We start from the raw sequence: 22,262 nt of genomic DNA on the forward strand, positions 1-22,262 counted from the left end.
TTCACCTCACACACTTATTTTTTTTGAAAGGAAACGACGGCTTAGCAACGTCAGCCCGAAGACCAACCCGATCAATCCTAAACCGAACAGTCCAATCAGTTCATCCATAAACAAATAGCGTTCAAAATAAATAATTAGAAGCGTCGGCAACGCAATCAAACCACTCACTACACAAATCGCCAAGACCGGTGACCAAAGCGTCCGTTGCCATAGCCCCCGCTCCACTAAAACGAACGTGAAGAGTGCGAGCACGACAAATGCGATCAGCACTTGATGCACGAGGAAGTTAAATCCACTCTCTGGATACATCATGGCAAGATAATCGAATTGTATCGCCCTCTCAAACGATCCTTGAAGCGGAATCATTTTGGCGTTCAGCCAAGCAGTGAACAGTTGATATTGCAAAAGCAACGCCATCCATTGAATCGCGAACAAGCCCAAAATGAGCATCATGACTGTCACAAATTTCGCAATGAACAGTTTCATTCTCCCTGTCGGTATCGTCAGCAACCGCATCATAAATGTGCCGCGTCCTTGAAACTCGCGATACCAAATCCAGACGCTGAAAAAAATCATCGCGACGATTGCGACACCAACCGATAGAGTAAAAATAGTGCTTCCGATGTAATTCGCGAACGAGACCGTATAACCCGTCATGCCCTCTAGTCTCATTTCTTCATATGTAGCAGTCTGCCTCCATAAGAAAGCACCTAGCCAGCTGAATTGCAGCGCCAACAGCACGCCGACTAAGATCAAGTACGATTTCTTTACGCGATCAAGCTCCCAACTGATCAGTTTCAACACGCTCATGCCCCGTACTCCTCTCTCATGACATCAACGATCGACTTGCCGTGAATGAAACGGACGTCCTCGACGTCGAACTCACGGACGATCCGTCCCCGGTTCAACATGACGGCCTTATCGACCAAATATTCAATGTCTTCAATCTCGTGCGTCGTAATCAACACGCCCCGATCTTCCATCACATCACTCGAGAACAACTCGACGATCTGTTCTTTTGAAAACACATCGATGCCTGAGAATGGTTCGTCAAGCAATAAATAGTCCGGGTCTTGTGCAATGCCGAGCGCCAAGTTCACTTTCGCGAGTGTCCCTTTCGACAACTCATTCAACTTGTCTTCCGGAAACAGCTTGAACTCGTCGACGAGACGGGCGAATAGTTTTGAATCGAACTTCGGATAAAAGTCGCGCATGAACGCCTCGCACTGCTCAATCGTGAAGTGAATCGGGAATGTCGAGTGATCTGGTACGAACGCGACGCGATTCAAATCAAGCGGCTCCCCATCGATGAGCACCGTGCCGCGATCAAACGGCGTGAGCCCCATAATGCCTTTTAAAATCGTCGATTTCCCGCTCCCGTTCAAACCAATGAGGCACGTGATCTCTCCTTTTTGGGCCGTGAACGACACGTCTTCAAGTACTTGCTTTTTGCGGTAACGTTTTTTAACTCCCAGTACTTCGATCATCGAGATTCCCCTCCTCGTATTGCTGTTTAATTTTATCGACGAGTTCATCCATCGTGACGTCGAGTTCTTGGATCGATTCGACGAAGACGGCGATCGCCTCATCGACGAGCTCCGTTCGAATCCGGGTCAATACGTGTTCATCCGTCGTCACGCGACTCGGACGGTTCCGTTCGGTCGTAATCAATTGTTGTTCCTCCATCTCTTTGAACGCCTTTTGGACGGTGTTCGGATTGATTTTCAGTTCGGTCGCGAGCTCTCGCCGCGACGGCATCTCTTCGCCCGCCTGTAGTTCTCCTAGCGCCATCTTCTTTTTGAAGTAATCGACGACTTGGATATAGACGGGGGCTCTCGTGTTGAATTGAATGATCATAGGCCACCTCTCTAAGTGTATGATGCGACTAATACACTATCTGACTGTATTATCATCATAATACACTTAGGTGTCAACAACTATTTGTCAAAACCATCCAAAACAAAAACGCATCCGTTGCTTACACGGATACGTCAATCGATTTGAATGATCTGGTCGGCCTTGACTTTAGGATTGACCGTCTCGAGATAATGCGCCTCTCCCGGCCAATAGCGACGCTCGTATTTTGCGAGCCGTTCCGTCATGTCCCCGATGTATGTATCGCGTTGCAGAACCCGCTCATACCGGACCTCCCGCGGGCAGTCGAGATAGACGACGTAATCGAAATAACTCCGCCATTCGTCACGCAGCAAAAAGATGCCTTCGATGAGGACGAGTGCGTTCGGTGCGATTTCCACCGTTCGGTTGATGACCTCATCCCGGTCGCGGTCATAATATGGCAACGTCAGCGTCGCCTGCCCTTCTTGAAGCGGTTTGAACAACGTCTCCACGAGCAAGTCGACATCCCATTGGAGCGCATAGTATTCCATCGCCTCGGGTTCACCCGTCCCATAACGCCTGAACCGCTCGACGATAAAGTCGTCAATGTGGAAATTCATTTCGTTCGGCACGATGCCCCGTAGTTGATTGACGAGTGTCGTCTTCCCGGCACCGCTCAACCCGTCAATCGCCACGACGAATGGCCGGTCCGGCGAGTGTTTGACGTATTCGTTTCGAAGGATCTCCTTCAGCGTCTCCATCTTTTCCTCTCCTCTAACAAAAAAAGTCAGCCGCTAGGGCTGACTTCAGTTTACCAGAGCACCCAACCGCGCGCTCCCGGCGGTGCACTCTCAATCAAGTGCCAAATCGGAATCGTGTAAGCGAACGCGATCAAGACGAACGTCACGGTGATCCACAATTTCCAGTTCTCGAAGAAACGAGGTGTCTCCATCGCCGCCTCCTCTGTCTCGGCGAGCGGGAACTCTTCTTCCCCTTTCGGCGCGAGGAATGACAGGTTGAACATCGAATAGACAAAGATGAGGACGGAGATCAAGAGAATCGTCCCACCGATCGCCATTGCCATATGGTACGGGATCCATTCACGCGTGAGCGCGTCCGAGAAGTAAGTCGCCGGACCCGTTCGACGCGGGTTTCCTTGAAGGCCCGAGATGTGCATCGCGTACGACATGATCGCCATCCCGAACGCCCAAGTCCCTGCTTGGATCAAGCCGAGGCGATTCATCGCTTTCGTGAGCGTCCGGCCACGCAATACCGGCACAAGCCAGTACGCTGTCCCGAAGAACGTCAAGGCGACGGCCGTCCCGACCGTGATATGGAAGTGACCGGTGACCCAAAGCGTGTTGTGGACCATCGCGTTCAATTGGTGCGACGCGTTAATGATCCCACCGGCACCGGCCGGGATGAAGAACAACATGCCGACGAAAGGTGCAAGGAAACGGACATCCCCGTAAGGCATCTTCTTCACCCAACCGAACAGTCCGCGGGCACCGAGCGCCCGGCCTCGCAATTCAAACGTCGCGAACAGCGAGAACGCGGTCATGAACGAAGGGATGACGACGAGGAACGTCAAGATGACTTGGACGAACTTCCAGAACGGGTCGATGCCAGGTTCCGTCAACTGGTGGTGGAAACCGACAGGGAACGAGAACAACAAGAACAACAAGAACGCCATCCGGGCGAGAGCATCCGAGAAGATCTTACCGCCGATGACTTTCGGCACGACCGTATACCAGACGATGTAGGCCGGCATGAGCCAGAAGTAGACGAGCGGGTGACCGAAGTACCAGAACAGCGTCCGTGACAACTCGATTCCGACCGTATCTTTCCACCCGAGTGAGAGCGGGAGCAGTTGGAACAAAATCGTCCCGGCGACGCCGAGTGTGGCGATGACCCAAAGCAGCATCGTCATGATGCTCATGAAGGCCGGAAGTGGCGGATGAACCCCAGGATTTTCCCGTTTGTAGTCCGCATACATCCGGAACATCGCGAACGCTGACAACCACGTTCCGACGACGAAGAGGACGAGACCGACATAGAAGATTGGGTCGGCCATGAGCGGCGCATAGAACGTATAGAGCACGGTCGCTTTATTAGCGAGCACCATGATCGTGACGAGCACGGCCCCGGCGATGATCATCCAGAAACCGAGCCAGGCGACGCGGGTCGGGAATGATTCGAACCGTCCGAACGACTTGGCGAGGAGCGCATACAGGAGACCGATGATGAACATCGTCGTGAAGACGAGACCGAGCATGATGCCGTGGGCGGTCAAAAGTTGATAGTAGCCGAACACTTCCGGGATGATGCCGGTCCGGATAAGCGTCTGCATGAGCCCTGCCAGGGCACCAATCAAGACGGCGAGCACCGAGATGACGACGTGGGCGTAAGCGAGCCTTGCCTCTTTCACACCGATACTTGGCACCGGCACGCCCCGTTCCATTTCCCATTGTTTCAACTTTGAAGCGACGTCGTTCATGTTACTCCACCACCTTAATTTTAGTCGCCATCATATGATGGCCCGTACCGCAGTATTCATTGCAAAGAATCAAGAACTCTCCCGTTTCTTTGAACGTATACGTGAGCGAGTTGATATGTCCCGGGACGACCATCATGTTGACGGGCGTACCGACGAGCTGAAAGCCGTGAACGACGTCAGGTGATGTAACGAGGAACGTCACTTTCGCACCTTTCGGGATCTCGACGTTTCCAGGCGTGAACGTGAACGCCTGGGCGACCATGACGAGTTCATACTCGTTGTCCCCGATTTTGTGAAGGCCAGGATTGTCGAACGGCGCCGTTTGATGTACTTTCGCCGGGTCGACCAGATCGGCGTCTGATGCCGGTTGGTTGCCGGCCGCAAAGGCCGATACACCGAGGACAGTCAAAAACACGGCCAATAAGATAATGCCAAACACTAACCAATATTTCTCAAGCTTATGAATATGCAACGTGAGCGACTCCTTTCGTTTCTGTTATCGTGTGACGAATAAATAAAAGACCGATGACCACATGGCGATGATGACGCCCGCGACGATCATGACTGATGTGAACGTTCCTTTCAAATCTGGTTCTTGTCCACCGTTCTTATCCACGTGAAGGACCCCTTTCGCTATAATTTCCATCTTCATTGTATGAGATTGAGCAGTTATTTATATGTGACTTTTATCACTTCAAAAGTGACAATCACATCATTTTTGCGTAGTTTACACACATAAAGTTCACAAATGACACATGCAGTCACACAAAAAAACCGTCTCACGAAGAGACGGTTGCGTTTCAGTTATAATCGGCAAATTCCAGCCGGACAGCCTTCACAGTGACATAACTCTTTTAGGAAATCGAGGTCGTGAATCTCGATCGTATTCGGAGCCGTCATCAAGACGCCATCTTTGCGCCATTGACTCATCAAACGATTGACCGTCTCCCGCGGGGCGCCGATCAGTTGACCGAGCTCCCCATCGGACGGATGTCTCGGAATGATGATCGATTCGCCATCGTCGATACCGTGCATCGCAGCCATCCGGAGCAATGTCGAGGCGAGTGCGCCTGGCTTGCCGTAAAGGAGAAGATCGCGCACTTTCATCTCTGAATGTTTACGCATCATCGACGTCCACCGGATAATCTCACCAGCGAACCGGATATCCTGCTGCATGAGCGTCTCCAGCTCTTGTTTCGAGATGGTCCCGATGACACTCTCCTCGGTCGTCTCAATGCTATAGGAGCTTGGATATGATTCGACGATGTCGAACTCTCCGAAGAAATCATTCGACCCGAATAAGAACATGACGAGCGGATTGCCTTTTTTCGTGATCTTTGTAAATTTGACCGAACCACTCTTTATATAAAAGAATTTGTCACATTTCTCGCCTTCCCAACAGACGATGCTCGCTTTCGGATAAACTTGAGTCGTCATCATCTCGAGCAACAACTGTTTCGTCTCGTTTGAGAAGATAAAACTGTTCGGTTGCGTCTTTCCACATTTCGTCGACATCATTTCCTGCTCCCTCCATCGTTCATTCACTTGAATGTCTCGTACGTTCATTGTATGGGTTTATTATACAGGAGAAGATGCCATTTCATCACAAAAGTATGTGACATTTCAAACAATCTTCTATCTTTTCTAGAAAAAAAGACTGCGGCGGGGCCACAGTCTCCATGCTTACCGGTACACGAGACGAATCAACTTCTCTGCCGCTTTAAAGTTCGGATAACGAAGCGGCAAATCATACTTCGTCGTGTTCCGTAAAATCGATTTGGCGTGGCTGAACGTCTCAAAACTGTAACGTCCGTGATAAGCACCCATTCCACTGTCGCCGACCCCGCCAAACGGCAAGTTCGGGTTCGTCAAATGCATGAGGACGTCGTTGACACAGCCGCCACCGAACGAGAGGTGTTTGAACGTCTTTTGTTCGATCTCTTTAGACTCAGTGAAGAGATAAAGGGCAAGCGGATGCGGCCGCGCCGATACGAACTCGATTGCTTCATCCAAATCTCGATACGTCAAGACCGGGAGAATCGGGCCGAAAATTTCGTCTTTCATGACGTTTGCCGATTCATCAACATCCGTCATCACCGTCGGCGCAATCTTCAAATTGTCACGGTCGGTCTCCCCACCAAAGAAAATGTCTCCTTCTGCTAAGTAACCTGCCAGGCGGTCAAAATGGTTCGTGTTGACGATTCGCGTGAACCGTTTCGTGCCGACGCCGTTACCGAACATCGTGAACGCTTCTCGTTTGACTGCCTCAAGAAACTCGTCTCGGCGAGATTCATGGACGAGGACATAGTCCGGCGCGACACATGTCTGCCCGGCGTTCATCCATTTGCCCCACGCGATCCGTTTGGCTGCCACATCAATCACGGCGTCTTCATGGACGATGGCCGGGGATTTCCCTCCGAGTTCGAGCGTGACCGGCGTCAACTGCTTCGCCGCCGCCTCCATGACGACTTTTCCGACCCCGGTCGAACCGGTGAAGAAAATATGTCCCCACTTTTCAGCGAGAAGTGCCGTCGCCACGTCTTTATCGCCTTCAATGCTGACGACGTAACGGTCTGTGAAAGCGCGCTCGAGAACGGTCGTGATCATACGCGCCACGTTCGGCGTGAGTTCCGATGGCTTTACGACGGCCGTGTTGCCGGCTGCAATCGCTCCGATGAGCGGAGCCATCGCGAGTTGGAACGGATAATTCCACGGTGCGATGATCAACACCGTCCCGTACGGTTCATACGTGATCTCGCTCTTCGTCCCCAAATGGATAGCCGCTCCTCTAACTCGTTTCGGGCGCATCCACCGCTTCAACTCTCGGCTCGTCCGAGTGATCTCATCATATACGAAACCGATCTCGGTCGTGAACGCGTCAAGTTCCGATTTGTTCAAATCTGTTTGTAACGCCTCAATGATGTCCGCCTCGTAATGTTTAATCGACTCTTTCAAAAACGTCAGCATACTGAGACGGAAAGCTAACGACTTTGTCGCTTGTGTTTTGAAGAAACGACGTTGCTTTTGAATCAATTCCTCGATCGTCAATTGTTCGATTGGTGCGAGCATGAAGGTTCCTCCCTTGATTAATAACGCTGTCTCCATCTTATCACTCTCGGCTCACCCGCGACCATTTTGAACCTTCTCGGAACCTTTCGACAACCATCTCGTTTCACTCTGACTTTGGTGATAACAGCCGCTTCCTCATTTGTTCTAAGGCAAAGAAAGCAACCCCTGATCCGAGCAGTACGATTCCCGTAACGGTGAATTTATTCGTTAACGGAATCGTGAGCCAGCCGAGTAAAGCCGACCCGACGACCGTCCCGAGTGAGAAGAACGCATAAAAGTATCCGTACGACTTGCCGCGGTTGGCACGGTTTGTCGCTTTGATCAAAAGCGTGTTGATGGCCGGGAACAAGATGGCGAAGCCGACACCGTACAAGGCGAGGACAGCGTATAGTGCGCCGGCACTGCCAGACGTGCCGATGAGCAACTGACTCACGCCGAGAATCGTGATTCCGAGCGCGGCTAGCTTCGTCGGTTCAACACGATCGAACAACCGGTTCGTCGGCAGCACAAAGACGAGGACGGCGACAATCCCGAACGTGCTCAACAGCGTCCCGCTCAGCCGCGAATCATACCCGAGCGCCTGTACATAGAGCGGCAACAAATAAGCGAGCGCCCCTTGGGAGAACATGAGCAAAAATGCACCGACGTACGCTTTCAACACGTCGCGTTGCAACGCATCGGACACCGGTTGTTCATCAGTGTCAATCCGTTTTCCGGTCAGACGCAACTGACGTAACACGACTAAAGCGAGTAGCGCCACGGCCAATCCATAAAACGCGACGAATGAAAACACGACCGGGACCGACGTCCGGCTCGCCATGATTCCGCTAAACGCCGGACCGAGGATGGCAGCGAGTCCGACAAAGCTACCGGTGAGGGCGACTTTCTTCCCTTGCCGATTGGCGGCGGTCAAGTTGGCCGATAAGGTGAAGGCGGCCGGGACGATGAGACCGGCGACAAAGCCGTGGACGATTCGGACGACGAGTAACGTTGTCGGCGTGTCGACGACGTGATACATGAAAAGACTGACACTCGACAAGACGAGACCGGCGAGCAAAATCCGGAACGGACCCGTCCGATCGGTCCACACTCCAGACAAAATATTCCCGAACGTGTTCGATAATGAATAAATCGCAATCGCCACACCGGCAAGGAACGGTGTCGCACCGACCGAAGTGGCGAACGTGCTCATGACGGGCAGTTGGGCGAATAAATCAAAGAAAGCAAAAAAGACGATACTATAGATGACGAATGCAGACGTCTTGTTCAAGCGATTCAACTCCTTCGCTCAGTCAATCAGTGACTAAGTTTCAGCTTCAGTCTAGCTTGACGTCTTGACTTTGTATAGATGACACGGCACACCGACACAAAAATGCCCTACAAACGAATTTGTAGGGCACCCGATTAATTTGTCACTTCGACGGCCGTGTCGAGGGCGACGCGAATCATTTCGTCGAACGTCGATTGACGCTCTTCCGATGTCGTCTCTTCACCTGTCAACAAGTGGTCCGAGATCGTGAGAATCGTCAACGCGTTGACTTTATGTTTGGCTGCAAGCGTATAAAGGCCAGCTGCTTCCATTTCAATCGCGAGGCAACCGAAGTCGGCCCACTTCTTGAAGTGGTGGAAGTCATCTTGATAGAATTGGTCGGCCGTGAAGATTTGACCGACTTTTACTGGGATGCCCGCTTTCTCAGCGTTCATATATGCACGATGTAGGAGGTCGAACGTCGCAGTCGGTGCATAATCCATTCCATCGAAACGGACACGGTTCTGCCCCATCTCACTTGATGCGCTCATCGCGATGACGACGTCGCGGACTTTGACGTCTTCTTGAATCCCGCCGGCAGTCCCGACACGGATCAAGTTTTTCGCGCCGTACGACATGATCAACTCGTTCACGTAAATCGACATCGATGGGACACCCATCCCTGTCCCTTGAACGGAGATGCGCTTTCCTTTGTATGTTCCTGTGAAACCGTACATACCACGTACTTCATTGTACAATTCGACGTCCTCTAGAAACGTCTCGGCGATATATTTCGCACGAAGCGGATCTCCTGGAAGTAATACCGTTTCTGCGATTTGTCCTTCTTGTGCCCCAATGTGTACACTCATGATTTATTTCCTCCTTTAAACTTGTTGTTGGTATTGTTCCCGATATTCATTCGGGGTAACACCAACTTGTTTTTTGAAGACTTTTCGGAAATATTTGTCGTCCGAAAAACCAACTGCTTGGGCGACCTCGTAAATACGTTGTCTACTCGTCTCAAGGAGACGTTTGGCCTCGAGCATGCGAATCGAGAGCAAGTACTCTGATAAGTTGACGCCATACTGCTGCTTGAAGCGCCGCGATATGTATTCGCGACTCAAAAAAAAGCGCTCACTCATTCCTTGCAGACTCAGTTCTTCCGCGTAGTGACGTTCGATATAGGCGCCGATTTGTAAAATCGGGTCGTCCTCTGTCGGACGCACATCGACAAGGGCCCGCTCGAGCGTGTCGTTCAAGACGTCCGGATCGATCGGCTTCAGCAAGTAATCGAAACTCTCTAGCTGAATCGCCCGTCGCATGTATGAATATTCGTCATACCCGGTCAAGACGATCAGTTTCGTCGCTTCGGCTTCTCGGTGCAACCATTCCATCAACTCAATCCCGTTACAACGCGGCATTTGAATATCCGATAATACGAGTGCCGGACGTTCCTTGACGATGATTGCTTTCGCCTCATCCCCGTCGCTTGCTTCGATCACGTTCGTGACGCCGAGCCGCTCCCATTCTCCGAGCAACTTGACCGCTTCCCGTACCGGTGACTCGTCGTCGACAATCAACACTTTTGTCATGACGCATCTGCCTCCTTCACGGCCGGAAAGCGCATGACGATGCGAAATCCGCCTGTCTCTGGTGTAGCCAACATAAATTCAGCCTCCCGATTATAGTTTAACATGAGTCGATCCCGAATGTTCTTTAAACCGGTGCCTTCCGCCCCATTTAACGGGATCGATGACCGTTCAATCCGTTCCTGTAACGCCACCAATTCATTGTGCGGGAGGAGGCGTCCGCTATTCTCACAATGGATGACGAGTTCGTCCCCGTTTTGACGGATGCGAAGCGTAAAGCGATTGGACGCCCCGTCTCGTTCAAAGCCGTGCTTGAAAAAGTTTTCCGCTAGCGGCTGCAAAATCATTTTCGGAACGATCAAGTTTTTCAGCGATTCGGGTACATCGACCTCGACAGAGAATTGGTCAGGAAAACGCACGTGTTGCAGTCGAACGTAAGAGTCCAAATGATCGACTTCTTTTTTTAACTTCACCATCGACTCATCAGGATGCATCGTATAACGCATCATCGATGAGAGCTGGGTGATCAAGCGATAGACCGTTTTGCCGTCTCCTTTCAAGGCGAGCGTGCCGATCGATTGCAAGGCGTTGAACAAGAAATGAGGGTTCGTCTGTGCTTGTAGCGCCCGTAGCTCATTCGTCCGGTTTTCAAGCGCGAGGCGATATTCTCGTTGGATCAAATCATCAATTCGCTCAATCATTCGTTTGAATTGACGGCCGAGCACACCGAACTCATCATTTCCGAGGGAATCAAACGAGACCGTCATGTCCCCTTGCTCGATTCGCCAAATGTTAGACGTGAGCGTCTTAATCGGCGTCGTCAAACGAATCGATGCGTACGTGGCACCGATGAGCGCCAAGATAAGCGAAATGACCCCGACGATAAAAATGATAAATGACGTCCGTGAGGCCGGTTCGGTCAATAGACGGTCTGGAATCGATTTCCCAACGTAAAAGTGTTGATTCTCGAACTCGAACGACTTGATGATCCGATGGTGTTTTCCGTCACTCGACACCGACGTCGGCGCCACCGTTTCCGGAATCGCCTCGTCACCGAGGTGGGCGAATACTTGGTCACCTGCACCGACGAACCAAAGACTCTCACCCGGATTGTTTTGGAGTGAGGCGAGTTGACCGATAAAGACGTCCTCTGGAATATCGATCGACAAGATGGCGAGCGGCTTGTCTGTCTCGATTTTATCGAGCCGGAAGTGAAGTGTGACGACGTCTTCTTCTGAGACGAGCGGTCCAAAATCATGATACGGGACGAGCGGATGCGACGCCTCAAGCAAGACGCGGCTCTCCTCGTACTTCAATAATTGCTGTTGGATGGCACTCGGTTGCTTTTTCGAACGCGGGGACACTTTCATTTTGTAAGCCGCGAACGAGTCCATGTCCTCGAGAATGAGCAGCTGGATTTGCGCGACGTCCTCACGGGATAAATACATGCCGAGAAGTGCCCGCCGTACTTCAAGTTCGGTCTGTTCGAGCGACAACCCGGGACCGTACTCTAAAATGTCGAGCACGTCGCGATTGGCATATAAACTCGTCGGGAGACGGCTCAAATCAGATATGTACCGTTCAAACTGCAACGTCCCCCGTTCGAGCGACCATTCGGTCAGTTGGAGACCGCGTTCACGCTCACGGTCCTTCACGTACCAGTAGGAAACGATTGTCGCTAAAATGACTGGAACGATGATTGTCAACGCGATCATCCCTGTCAGTTTCGTTCGAATGCTATTCACCGTCATCCCTCCCGACTTGATTATATCACGGGTCATGCAAACGCTTGCAACAACCTTCAAAAAAAAACTTAGCCCTTCGTTTACAAGGGCTAAGTCAACGTTTTATTCATATGAGCGAAGGAGTTCGACGATCCCAAACTCATGGCTCCAATCTTTCGCCACATCGATCGGTGTCATCCCGTCGTTGTTCTCGATTGTGACATCGGCTCCGCTCTCAAGCAACAGCACCAACGAATCATAATCCATTCCATCGTTGTACAACAAGTTATGAAGCGGCGTGTCGCCATAACTGTCTTGCATGTTGATGTCCGCCCCGTTCGCCAACTCCTCGCGGATCGCATCCGCCCCTGCGTTGTCATACGTCAACTGTTGGAGCGGCTCTTCCGACAGCGTATCGGCGAACCCTTCGCCAAACGACGGCGAGGCGAGGCTCGTGAACCCGTCACTCGTGACGAGCCACGCGATAAGGGCCACGTTCAACACGACCGTCATGGCAATCGTCCCGATGATCGACGCTTTGACGTAGCCGGCCGTCTTGAATACCGGTACATTCACTTCGCCAGCTGCCGTGGCGATGGCGGCGATACGTTTCGGTAACGTCGGATGTGTCGAGATGAGTTCGCTGTATTTGGCGATAAAGCCGTTCTCGCGGCTCGCCTCTTGTAAATAATCGAACTCGTTCACTTCCTTGGCGAGTGTACCACCGACAGCGAGGACGGTAAGCGCCTGTTTCGCTGCCGCTTCGTCTTGAATATAGTGGGCCGCCATCCGGTCGCACGTATATTCGCAAGCACGTGAGTATGCCGAGCCGAGGAACGGGACGATATTCCCGAGCAAGACGAGCCATTGTTTTTGCACATGGTTGCGACGGATATGGGCCAGTTCATGCGCGATAATGAACTCGACTTCTTTCACTTGACCGTTCCGAGACAATTCAACGATGTCGGAATACAAAATGATCATATTCTTTTGGAAGAACCGTGTCGCGAACGCGTTCAAAATCCCTCCGGCTTGCAAGATGTAGACGTCCGGCAACATCCGGATGCCCATCCCTTGACCGACGCGTTGATACGTCTCATATAAGTCCGTAAATTGACGTTCGGTCACTTTCACCCCGTTCGTCCGGATGTAACCGATTTGAATCCAGTGGGCGAACATCGACAACGACACGATGAAGCCGATGATGACTAAAAAGAAGCCGAGCGATGCGATCGTTAAGACGATGGCTAAAAGAATTGTCATAATACTCGATGCGACGAGCAAGCCGAAATACAAGTTTTCGTGCTTATGGATAAGTTTTGTTTGATTCACGTAATATTCCCCTTCATTTTCCAATTAACAACATAATTATAGCGGCTTCCTTCTAAAAAGCAACAAAAAAATAGAAACTGACGAAGTGTCAGTTTCTATCGAATTGTCACGCTATACAATTGATCGTCTTCAGAGCCGGGATTGCCTCGCCCATCCGTATTGTTCGTGATGTAATATAGACGGTCTCCCTCGAGCCAGACGTCACGGATTCGGCCTTTGTCTTCGACAATCGCCGTCACTTCTCTCGTCTCCCGCTCAAGGGCGACGAGTCGATTTCCGCGTAACGTCGCCATATAGACGTAATCCTCATCCGCGATGATGCCGGACGGGGCCCACGACGTCGATCCGACTTCGAACCAAGGCGTCTCTAATCCGTCGCCGGTCTCTTCCGCCTCGATAAGCGGCCAGCCGTAGTTGTTGCCGCGTTCGATGATATTCACTTCATCGTGACCGGATGCCCCGTGCTCACTCGCATAGAGGACCCCGTCGACAAGCGCCAGCCCTTGCGGATTACGATGGCCCGAAGAATAAATCCAGTCGACCGGCTCACCTTCACCCGAGAGCGGGACAGCAAGAATCTTTCCAGCGAGTGATGTATTATCTTGGGCGAGATCGGGCACGAGCGCATCACCGGTCGTGACCCAGAGCATGTCATCGTCGAGGAGCAAGCGTCCACCATTATGGAACTGGGCACCGGGGATATCTTCGAGCACGATGCTCGTCTCTTCAAACCGTTCGCCGTCCCACGTCAGCTCGACGACGCGATTTTTAACGTCCCCAGGCGTCCCATACGTATGGTAGGCATACAGCTGACGGGACGTATCGAAGTCATCTGTCAGCGCCAACCCAAGGAGCCCGCCTTCCCCGATTTCGAGAACATCCTCGGTCAACTCGACCGGTTGTCGGTCCACGTTCCCGTCCGCTCCAATGACCGCGATCGTACCACCCCGTTCCGAGACGAGCCAGCCGTCTTCAGTCCGCGCAATCGACCACGGTACATCGAGTTGTCCGGCGAGCGCCTCACTCGTCCCGATCGACAATCGTGCTTCCGTCGACTCATCCGTCTGTCCGCCTTCTTCTTCCGTTTGCTCAGGCGCCTCTTCGACCGGTGTTTCTTCTTGTACAGCGTCTTCTGTCGGTTCGGACGCACATCCGGCGACGAAGACGAGAGACAAGAGTAGGATCCATCGTTTCAATTTGACCGCCTCCCTTTCCACCATCATACCGCGACTTTAGTTGTCACGTGAAGGTTCGGGTGGGCGAGCGGGCAAGCGCAAGGCGATCAAAAGGGCGATGAACGCTGCCAACGCCGCTCCAACGAAGACGGTGTTCAGACCGGTCGCAATCAATTGCTCTCCTTGTAAGCGGACGGTCTCGTCAAGCGCCGCACTTGTCGTCCGGTTGAAGAACGATTCGAGAGAGGCACCGCGCAACATCTCATCGTTCCGGAATCCGCTCAAGACGATAAAGTTGAATATCGCACCAAAAATGGCGACACCGAGCGTCTGCCCGACCGTACTTAAAAATGAATTCGCCGCCGTGGCCGTCCCTCGTTGACGGTACGAGACGACCGTTTGCAACACGACGATGAACATCTGTTGCGACAATCCGAAGCCGACGCCGATGATGGCGACGGCGAGATAGATGAACACGTCCGGGCTCGACTGGGTGAGAAACGTCAAAATGATCGTCCCGACCAGCAAGAGACTCATTCCTGTGACGGCACGGCGCCTTGGCGAAGCCGCCCCGAGCGTTCGCCCTCCAATGATCGACGTGAACGTCCACGCCACCGACAACGGCATGAGCATGAACCCTGCCTCTGTCGCCGACTTTCCGAGGACAGCCTGCGCCCAGATCGGAATGTACGCCGACATCGACACGAGCACCCACGCCGCGAAGAAGACAGCCCCATTGATCGAGGCGATGATCGGTTGCTTCAGCAGATCAAGCGGCAATAGCGGCGTCGCGGCTCGACGCTCCGACATGAAGAAACTCGTCAGGAGACCGACGCTGGCAATCCCGCTGACGATGACCGGTACCGTCCACACGTTCGTCTCACTGAACGTGATAAGGGCATACAAAAAAGCTGACGTCCCACCGGCAAACAAGAGGGCGCCTTTGACATCGATTCGTTCGGTCGTCTCCGTAACCTTTTCTTTGTAGAACACGACAATCATTAAAAACGACAGGAGCGCGAAAGGTACGTTCAATAGAAAGACGTAGCGCCACGACAACGTTTCGACCAAGAAACCACCGATGACCGGCCCGAGCACACCGGACACGCCCCAGACGGCACTCAAAATCCCCTGGATTTTTCCGCGCTCCTCATATTTATATAAGTCTCCGATAATCGTCATCGAGATCGGCAGCACCGCCCCGGCACCGAGCCCTTGGAGCGCCCTGAAAATAATGAGTTGCTCCATCGATCCCGCGAGTCCGCATAGAAGCGAAGCAACAGTGAACAAACCGATTCCGAACAACAAGACGCGTTTACGCCCGAACAAGTCGGCGACTTTACCGTAAATAGGAGTCGATACGGCGGTGAATAGTAAATAAGACGCGAACACCCAACTGACGAGTGCCGCCCCGTTCAAATCGCTCGCGATGACCGGTGTCGCGACGGAAACGACCGTCCCTTCAATCGCTGCTAAAAACGTCGCCAATAACAAGGCGATCGTGACATTCTTTCTCATTCGATTCATCTCCCCAACAAAATAGTGGCGCCGGTAGGTTCCGCACGCCACTTCACTGTCTATTATTTTGTGCGAGAGACGTCCGTTTGACAAGTGTCAACTTCAATCCCAAAAAAGAATCGACGAATTTCGTCGTATGCCGTTTCATCATGAACGACGACGCGGCCGATGAGCTTCCCTGTTTCGAGCACCCATACCTCATCGGCCAACATCGCTGCGACGTCAAGCTGATGCGTCGACAGTACGATCGTCGCCCCTCGGTCCGCTTCTTCGCGTAACAACTGACTCAACGAACGCATCCATAGCGGGTCGAGTCCATTCGTCGGCTCGTCGAGAAGCAAAATATCGGGCGTCGTGACGAGCGCTTGAGCCAACAACAGCCGCTGCCGCATCCCTTTCGACAGTTCCCCGACCCGTCGTCCCATCTTGTCATCGAGTCCGACGCGCCGTAGCAAGGAAACGTCCGGCTTCGCTCGCTGGAGCAACGCGTAATAGACGTATGTCTCTTTCACCGTCCATGACGGGTCAAACGCGAAATCGTCCGGCATGTAACCAAACGTTTGATTGAACCCGTTGCGACGGCGGGTCGTCTCCCCGTTTAAAGAGATGTGGCCGACACTCGGGGCGATCGTGCCGTTCATCAAATTGAGAAGTGTCGACTTCCCGGCCCCGTTGCTGCCACATAAAGCAACGACACGTCCTGTCTCAATCGTCCCATCGAGCGGATGGAGCGACCACGTCGCCCCATAACGTTTCCCGACTTGACTCAATTCAATCATGGCGTCCCTCCTGACGTAACATGAACGTCGCCCCGAACAACGTGAACATGATGACACTGACGATCGCGATCGTGACCGAGATGGCACCGAGCGGTTGACCGAGCCAACCGATGAACGACTCATAGATCGCCCCGAACAAGTCAGGCGCGGCCGAGACGGCGCTCACCCAGACACGCAGCAGTTCGAATCCGTTCAAATAGAGGAGCCCTACCATCGCGTTCGCTTGAATACCGTATGGCAACCATGTCAACGTCGCGACAAGAAGCGTGGGCCAAAGTAAAATCACGACGACCCACAAGACGAAAGAATAGAGCACGGCGCGAAGCCGGGTACGTCCTGCCACCCCAATCAACGTGCCGATGCCCGCCGCATAAGCCGTGAGCCCGAGGGCATATCCCCACAAGGTGAGCCACGACTCAAGCGATAAACTGACGAGAAAAGAGGCAAGGGAGAAGGCGAGCGTGATGACGACGGCTTGAGCAGCAAGAAACGCGCTATATCGCACCAAGATGATCCGACTCATCGCAATCGGATACGTCGAAAGAAGGCGTAGCCGCTTCGATTCGAGTTCGTTCGCCCACTTGAGCGACGTCGTCAACAAAACAAAGAGCGGTAGCACGAGGCCGATCACCGTCACGAGCGTCGCCTTGATGTTCGTATACGCCGTCGCTACCGGAAGCGACTGCCCGACTCCTCCAAGCAAAACGAGAGTAAACAGCCAGGCGATGAGGAAGGCGTAACTCTCCTTTTGGCGAAGTGCTTGCGACCATTCCATTCGCCACAACATCACTTAGTGTCCATGACCGTCAGAAGATGATTCCGAGTGAGCGTCGCTTATCTCGTCTGTTTCAGCCTCATCATCAGAGTGCATGTGCTTGTGCCCTTTCATTTCTCCGCGTTCCCATGCGTGCTCTTTTAAATCGGCGAACTCCATCACCGTGCCACCGTTCTCTTCCACATAAGCTTCCGCATCAGTCGCTTCGGCAAATGACAAGATGTTATAAGCCATTGGTGTCTTCGACGCTTTGTCATAGACGAACGTCCCTTCCTCGAGGTCGACCCAATCTTTCGTGTTATAGTCTTTCACGTACATCGCCGCAATATCGGCTTCTTTTTGTTCAGGGTACCAGTCGCGCATCAAGCAACCGATATCATCGAACGCATACCCTTTCCCGTTCGTCATGATCGCTTCAGCAGCGAACTGCTCGTCCATAATTTTCATCTTGCACACTTCACACTCAGTCTCGCCCCATTTAATCTCAAACGGCTCGGCCGATGCGTTTGAACAAGCACCAAGCGCAAGCGTTAATCCTGTGACAGCGAGTAATCCAGTCATCTTTTTATACGTCTTCATCATCGTTTCCTCCCAAATACCCATAATAAAATCATTAAACTGCTCATCACGGCCGCACCGACCGAGCCGCTCCAAGAGACGCGTCTCGTCTCGACACGGGGTCCGACGTCCGTGAGGACGACGTCATCGGGGCTGCGGAGCACGTGTTCGAGCACGGCCAGTCCCGGCGAACCGTACAACAACTCGAACGCTTCATATGTATCTGCCAATAAGAACAGATAAGGATCGGACCGGAACGGGAGATCACTTAAGCCGTCGCCGGTCACATCAAGCGTCTGTCCGCCCCACTCATTTCCTTTGACGTCGTTATGTGCCGACTCGAACGAGAGCACCGGATAGCGATTTCCTGTCAGATCGTTTCCTTCCATCGTCATCTCGTTCGCCCGTTTGAAGCGTAGACCGACGTCGTTTCCGTTGATGCCGTTGTCATAGATGAGCGTCCAATCCGACTTTTCAGCATAGAGGCCGACCCGGTTGCCAAAAATCGCGTTCGCACGGACGGTCGTCTCGAGTGCCTCAAACAACATGATTCCAGTCGCCGACGCACCGGTTTGATCGTGAATTTGACCGTTCTCGATCCGGACACGCTCTGTCCCCATGATCATCGCCCCTGCCCCATTCCCATGAAGGTTCGGAGAAGTAATGACGACATCTTTCGGGAACATGAGATGAATCCCATACCTCGAGTCTGTCACTAGCGGACGCGTCATCTGGTGCATGGAACCGTTCTCCACGTAAATCCCATCTCGTGCGTGATGGATGATGGCGCCAATCACGATAGACGCCTCGCTGTCGATCAGCGAGATCCCTTCCGCTCGACCGTTCCCGATAATGAGCGGACGGATGAGACGGACGCCGTAACTGTTCGCGACGTTAATCCCAGCACCTCGGACGTTCACGTCAATCAATTGATGACCGAGTCCCGTAACCTCGACGGCGGGGACTTCCGCTTGCGCGCACTGCTCAATCTTCACATTTTCAAGCAACGCCCCTGTCCCTTCCATGCGGAACGCAGGTTGGTCACAACTGACGAAACGTTTTCCGGAACCATCGAACGTCTCGTTCGACCCGATGACAATCGGCTCCTCGAGCTGAACGGTCTCCATGTCCTCTTCTGCCCCGACAGGCGTCGCCAACATGAGCAACGCGGCAATCCATGCGTATCGTTTCATAACCCCTCCTTAGTGAACCGCTTACAGAACATATTGTACGAAAACCCAAGGGGGTATGTGTGTGGTTTATATGGGATTCCCGTGACAATTTCTTCATAAAAAAAACACAAACGGCAAAGGGGTCGTTTTGCCGTTCGTGCTTATGATTATTTCGACTTGTCCATCCATACTTTTGTGAAGTCTTGAAGCATCTCATCGCCAGTCTTTTGACCGCCGACATACGCTTGCATCAATGCCCCGTACTCATTGACCGCGCCGTCTGGATACTTGAACCAGTTCCATGAGATCGTCTTGCCTTCGTTCGAATAGGCGAGGATGTCGTCGGCAAGCGGTCCGAGGTCGTTCGCTTCAATCGATTTGAACGCCGGAATGAACTTGAACTTATTGACCATGTAGTCTTGTCCTGTTTCAGACGTCGCCATCCACTCGAGGAAGTCTTTCGCTTCTTCTTTATACTGTGAGTTTTTGTTGACGACCCAGTTGTTCGGGACGCCGACCGGCAAACGGTCCATCTTCTCTTTGTCGTCATTGATTGGAATCGGGACGAAGCCCATCTCGAGATCCGGGTTCACATCAAGAATCATCTGTTGCGCCCAGTTGCCTTGTTGCAGCATCGCTGTCTCGCCCTGGGCGAACTGAGTGACTTGTGTGTTGTAGTCTGTCGTGAGCGGGTTTTTGTTCCCGTATTTGATCGTGAGGTCGAATAGTTTTAAGAACTGCTGGAACTGTTCGTTGTCCTCGAATTTTGCTTTATTGTCGTTGAGTGCTTGGATAAATGCGTCCGGGTCATCTTGTTGTGCCACCGGGATGTTGAGCAAGTGGATGCCGAGAATCCAAAATTCTGCATAACCGACCGAGAACGGGGTGATGCCAGCCTTATCCAATTTTTCTGCCGCCTCGGTTAATTCCGAGAGCGTCTTCGGCAACTCGCTAATACCGGCTTTCTCAAACAACGCCTTATTGTAGATGAAACCATATCCTTCAAGGTTCATCGGCATCCCGTACAGTTTACCGTCCATCGTCATCGGTTCTTTTGCAACGTCACTTAAGTCGCCGACCCACTTCTCGCTCGAGAGGTCTTCGAGCTTGTCTTTCCAAGTCTGTGCTTCTGTGAAACCACCGTTATTGAAAATATCCGGTTCATTTCCTGAAGCGAACTGAGATTTCAACGCAGCGCCGTAGTCGGCACCGCCCCCTACCGTTTGGACGGTCACTTTGACGCTTGTCTCTTCTTCGTATTCTTTCGCCATCGCTTCAAGATCTTTGGCGATCTCCGCTTTGAACTGGAAGACGTTCAACGTCACTTCTTTTTTGTCACCGCCATCCGCTTTCGCATCGTTCGATCCTTCTTCTTCCGTTAGCGAACCGCCTCCGCATGCCGCAAGCGTCAACACCATCCCTGCTGTCATGACGGCTGTCGACAATCTCCATTTACGCTTCATTCTAATTCCTCCCTTGATGTCGGATCATTTTTGCCATCCATCCAATAAGTACACTATTACTGTAAATGAAAACGCTTCCAATATGTAGGTGTCAAAATTGACGTGTAGGGTGGAAAATGTTGCACAGAAAACCAGGACTTCCATAAATGAAAGTCCTGGTGACGAGTTTCTTCTATATTACTATTTGAATTACAACAAGCTGATGCCGGCTTCTTCACACGCCGTGACCATTTCAAGCGGCCAAACCGACGACTGGACTTCACCGATGTGACGGGCCCGGAGCAAGTACATCGCGACACGGGACTGTCCGATTCCACCGCCGATCGTGAGCGGCAAGCGACCTTCGAGAACGGCTTGATGGAACGGATACTTCCGTTTCTCTTCCGCATCGGCAATTTCGAGTTGGGCAGCGAGGGCCGCTTCGTCGACACGAATGCCCATCGAAGACAACTCGAACGCTGACTCGAGCTCAGGATGCCAGACGAGGATGTCGCCGTTGAGCGACCAATCGTCATAGTCAGCCGCACGTCCGTCATGCTTCTCACCAGAAGCGAGTGCACCGCCGATTTGTGAGATGAACACTGCCCCATACTCTTTACAAATCGCGCTTTCACGATCTTTCGAAGAGAGCGTCGGATATGTGTCTTCGAGCTCTTGGCTCGTGATGAAATGAATCGATTCCGGAAGGATCGCTTCGATGCCATATGTCGCCTCGACCGTCTTCTCGGTTTCGAAAAGAGCCGCATAAATCGATTCAACCGTCGCTTTCAAATACTCGGTCGTGCGTTCTTCACGGGCGATGACGCGCTCCCAGTCCCACTGATCGACGTGAAGCGAGTGTGTCGCATCGAGCTCTTCATCACGACGGATGGCGCGCATCTGTGTATAGAGACCTTCACCGACCTCAAACCCATAACGACCGAGCGCCTCGCGTTTCCATTTCGCAAGTGACTGGACGATTTCAAGCTCGTGTCCCGGATACAGTGTGTCGAACTGGATGATGCGTTCAACGCCGTTCAAGTGGTCGTTCACACCGCTCGCTGACGTCACGAATAGCGGGGCTTGCACTTGAGTGAGCCCAAGTGCCGTGCTGAACTTCTCTTCAAACGTCGCCTTTACCGTCGTGATTGCCTGTTGTCTTTCCTTCATCATGCTTGTTGCTGTTGTCATTTTGTCTTCCTCCAATTGTGGGGTATTTGGGATGGAACAATAGAAAAAAGCCCTCCAATCCCATGGACTATGGGACGGAAGGCTTCAAGCTCCGCGGTGCCACCCAAATTAGTAGACGAGTCTACTCACTTTTTCGAGACGAACATCTCGTAGTTCCGATAACGGGGAACGGTCCGGCTACGTCTACTTGCAAAGCGTTCGGGTAGCGACTCCAGGAGGTTCTTCGACAGAGATTTCAGACCGGGCTCTCACCGCCCCCGGCTCGCTTTGCTTACGTCTTCTGTGTACTCGTCCTTTCAATGTCGTTCACAATTGAATTGACCCCATTATTATAAATATTCAGACGAATGTCAACA

Annotated in this window: 22 protein-coding genes and 1 other annotated feature; all 22 genes read right to left on the minus strand. The window is 52.3% G+C overall.

Translation table 11 applies throughout. The features are described 5' to 3' along the window. Window positions 1-6 precede the first annotated feature (6 nt). The 22 genes from P398_RS0114660 to asnA all read right to left on the minus strand — a co-directional run bounded on the left by P398_RS0114660 (window position 7) and on the right by asnA (window position 21,906). On the minus strand, window positions 7-810 hold the full coding sequence (locus tag P398_RS0114660; RefSeq protein WP_029335947.1) for a membrane protein: 804 nt from the start codon (window positions 808-810) through the stop codon (window positions 7-9). Next, the gene (locus P398_RS0114665) at window positions 807-1,487 is read right to left on the minus strand and encodes an ABC transporter ATP-binding protein (RefSeq protein ID WP_029335949.1); all 681 of its coding nucleotides are present in this window, start codon (window positions 1,485-1,487) and stop codon (window positions 807-809) included. The genes P398_RS0114660 and P398_RS0114665 overlap by 4 nt, the downstream gene beginning before the upstream one ends. Continuing rightward, complete coding sequence (locus P398_RS0114670; RefSeq protein ID WP_024371657.1) at window positions 1,465-1,857, minus strand: GntR family transcriptional regulator; 393 nt, start codon at window positions 1,855-1,857, stop codon at window positions 1,465-1,467. The genes P398_RS0114665 and P398_RS0114670 overlap by 23 nt, the downstream gene beginning before the upstream one ends. A gap of 134 nt (window positions 1,858-1,991) precedes the next feature. Then, complete coding sequence (locus P398_RS0114675) at window positions 1,992-2,597, minus strand: kinase (protein ID WP_029335950.1); 606 nt, start codon at window positions 2,595-2,597, stop codon at window positions 1,992-1,994. Between the two features lie 50 nt (window positions 2,598-2,647). Then, window positions 2,648-4,333 (minus strand): b(o/a)3-type cytochrome-c oxidase subunit 1, encoded by a 1,686-nt coding sequence (locus P398_RS0114680; RefSeq protein WP_034799259.1) that lies wholly within the window; start codon window positions 4,331-4,333, stop codon window positions 2,648-2,650. A gap of 1 nt (window position 4,334) precedes the next feature. Beyond that, on the minus strand, window positions 4,335-4,805 hold the full coding sequence (locus tag P398_RS0114685) for a cytochrome c oxidase subunit II (RefSeq protein WP_024371660.1): 471 nt from the start codon (window positions 4,803-4,805) through the stop codon (window positions 4,335-4,337). A 24-nt stretch (window positions 4,806-4,829) separates the two neighbouring features. Further along, window positions 4,830-4,949 (minus strand): cytochrome c oxidase subunit 2A, encoded by a 120-nt coding sequence (locus P398_RS16840; protein ID WP_228615964.1) that lies wholly within the window; start codon window positions 4,947-4,949, stop codon window positions 4,830-4,832. Window positions 4,950-5,137: 188 nt separating this feature from the next. Next, window positions 5,138-5,899, minus strand: a complete 762-nt coding sequence (locus tag P398_RS0114695; RefSeq protein WP_235263442.1) for a Crp/Fnr family transcriptional regulator — start codon at window positions 5,897-5,899, stop codon at window positions 5,138-5,140. Between the two features lie 117 nt (window positions 5,900-6,016). Beyond that, window positions 6,017-7,402 (minus strand): aldehyde dehydrogenase, encoded by a 1,386-nt coding sequence (locus tag P398_RS0114700; protein ID WP_029335953.1) that lies wholly within the window; start codon window positions 7,400-7,402, stop codon window positions 6,017-6,019. 103 nt (window positions 7,403-7,505) lie between these two features. Next, a complete protein-coding gene (locus P398_RS0114705; protein ID WP_034799261.1) occupies window positions 7,506-8,672 on the minus strand; it encodes an MFS transporter in 1,167 nt (388 codons plus the stop codon). 134 nt (window positions 8,673-8,806) lie between these two features. Next, window positions 8,807-9,520, minus strand: coding sequence for a purine-nucleoside phosphorylase (gene deoD / locus P398_RS0114710; protein WP_024371664.1), 714 nt, complete (start codon window positions 9,518-9,520; stop codon window positions 8,807-8,809). Between the two features lie 15 nt (window positions 9,521-9,535). After that, on the minus strand, window positions 9,536-10,243 hold the full coding sequence (locus P398_RS0114715; RefSeq protein WP_029335955.1) for a response regulator: 708 nt from the start codon (window positions 10,241-10,243) through the stop codon (window positions 9,536-9,538). Beyond that, window positions 10,240-11,991: a sensor histidine kinase gene (locus P398_RS0114720; protein WP_029335959.1), complete on the minus strand. Its 1,752-nt coding sequence runs from the start codon at window positions 11,989-11,991 to the stop codon at window positions 10,240-10,242. The genes P398_RS0114715 and P398_RS0114720 overlap by 4 nt, the downstream gene beginning before the upstream one ends. A 96-nt stretch (window positions 11,992-12,087) precedes the next feature. Beyond that, complete coding sequence (locus tag P398_RS16440; RefSeq protein WP_147287417.1) at window positions 12,088-13,296, minus strand: M48 family metallopeptidase; 1,209 nt, start codon at window positions 13,294-13,296, stop codon at window positions 12,088-12,090. A 95-nt stretch (window positions 13,297-13,391) separates the two neighbouring features. Then, a complete protein-coding gene (locus tag P398_RS0114730; protein ID WP_029335963.1) occupies window positions 13,392-14,492 on the minus strand; it encodes a PQQ-dependent sugar dehydrogenase in 1,101 nt (366 codons plus the stop codon). A gap of 36 nt (window positions 14,493-14,528) precedes the next feature. Next, complete coding sequence (locus P398_RS0114735) at window positions 14,529-15,989, minus strand: MDR family MFS transporter (RefSeq protein WP_029335964.1); 1,461 nt, start codon at window positions 15,987-15,989, stop codon at window positions 14,529-14,531. Window positions 15,990-16,051: 62 nt separating this feature from the next. Next, window positions 16,052-16,768, minus strand: a complete 717-nt coding sequence (locus P398_RS0114740; RefSeq protein WP_024371670.1) for an ABC transporter ATP-binding protein — start codon at window positions 16,766-16,768, stop codon at window positions 16,052-16,054. Then, window positions 16,761-17,555 (minus strand): ABC-2 transporter permease, encoded by a 795-nt coding sequence (locus tag P398_RS0114745; protein ID WP_029335967.1) that lies wholly within the window; start codon window positions 17,553-17,555, stop codon window positions 16,761-16,763. Before P398_RS0114745 ends, P398_RS0114740 begins: the two co-directional genes overlap by 8 nt. 3 nt (window positions 17,556-17,558) lie before the next feature. Beyond that, entirely contained in the window at window positions 17,559-18,122 is a 564-nt protein-coding gene (locus P398_RS0114750) for a nitrous oxide reductase accessory protein NosL (RefSeq protein ID WP_034799264.1), read from the minus strand. Beyond that, on the minus strand, window positions 18,122-19,294 hold the full coding sequence (locus P398_RS0114755) for a NosD domain-containing protein (protein WP_051638928.1): 1,173 nt from the start codon (window positions 19,292-19,294) through the stop codon (window positions 18,122-18,124). Before P398_RS0114755 ends, P398_RS0114750 begins: the two co-directional genes overlap by 1 nt. 146 nt (window positions 19,295-19,440) lie before the next feature. Continuing rightward, the gene (locus P398_RS0114760) at window positions 19,441-20,736 is read right to left on the minus strand and encodes an ABC transporter substrate-binding protein (protein ID WP_029335971.1); all 1,296 of its coding nucleotides are present in this window, start codon (window positions 20,734-20,736) and stop codon (window positions 19,441-19,443) included. Between the two features lie 189 nt (window positions 20,737-20,925). Beyond that, complete coding sequence (gene asnA, locus P398_RS0114765) at window positions 20,926-21,906, minus strand: aspartate--ammonia ligase (RefSeq protein ID WP_024371675.1); 981 nt, start codon at window positions 21,904-21,906, stop codon at window positions 20,926-20,928. A gap of 67 nt (window positions 21,907-21,973) precedes the next feature. Next, window positions 21,974-22,215: a binding site (T-box leader), on the minus strand. Window positions 22,216-22,262: the final 47 nt, after the last annotated feature.

Origin of the sequence: Exiguobacterium aurantiacum DSM 6208, assembly GCF_000702585.1 — a bacterium.
In the GTDB taxonomy this organism is placed as follows: domain Bacteria; phylum Bacillota; class Bacilli; order Exiguobacteriales; family Exiguobacteriaceae; genus Exiguobacterium; species Exiguobacterium aurantiacum.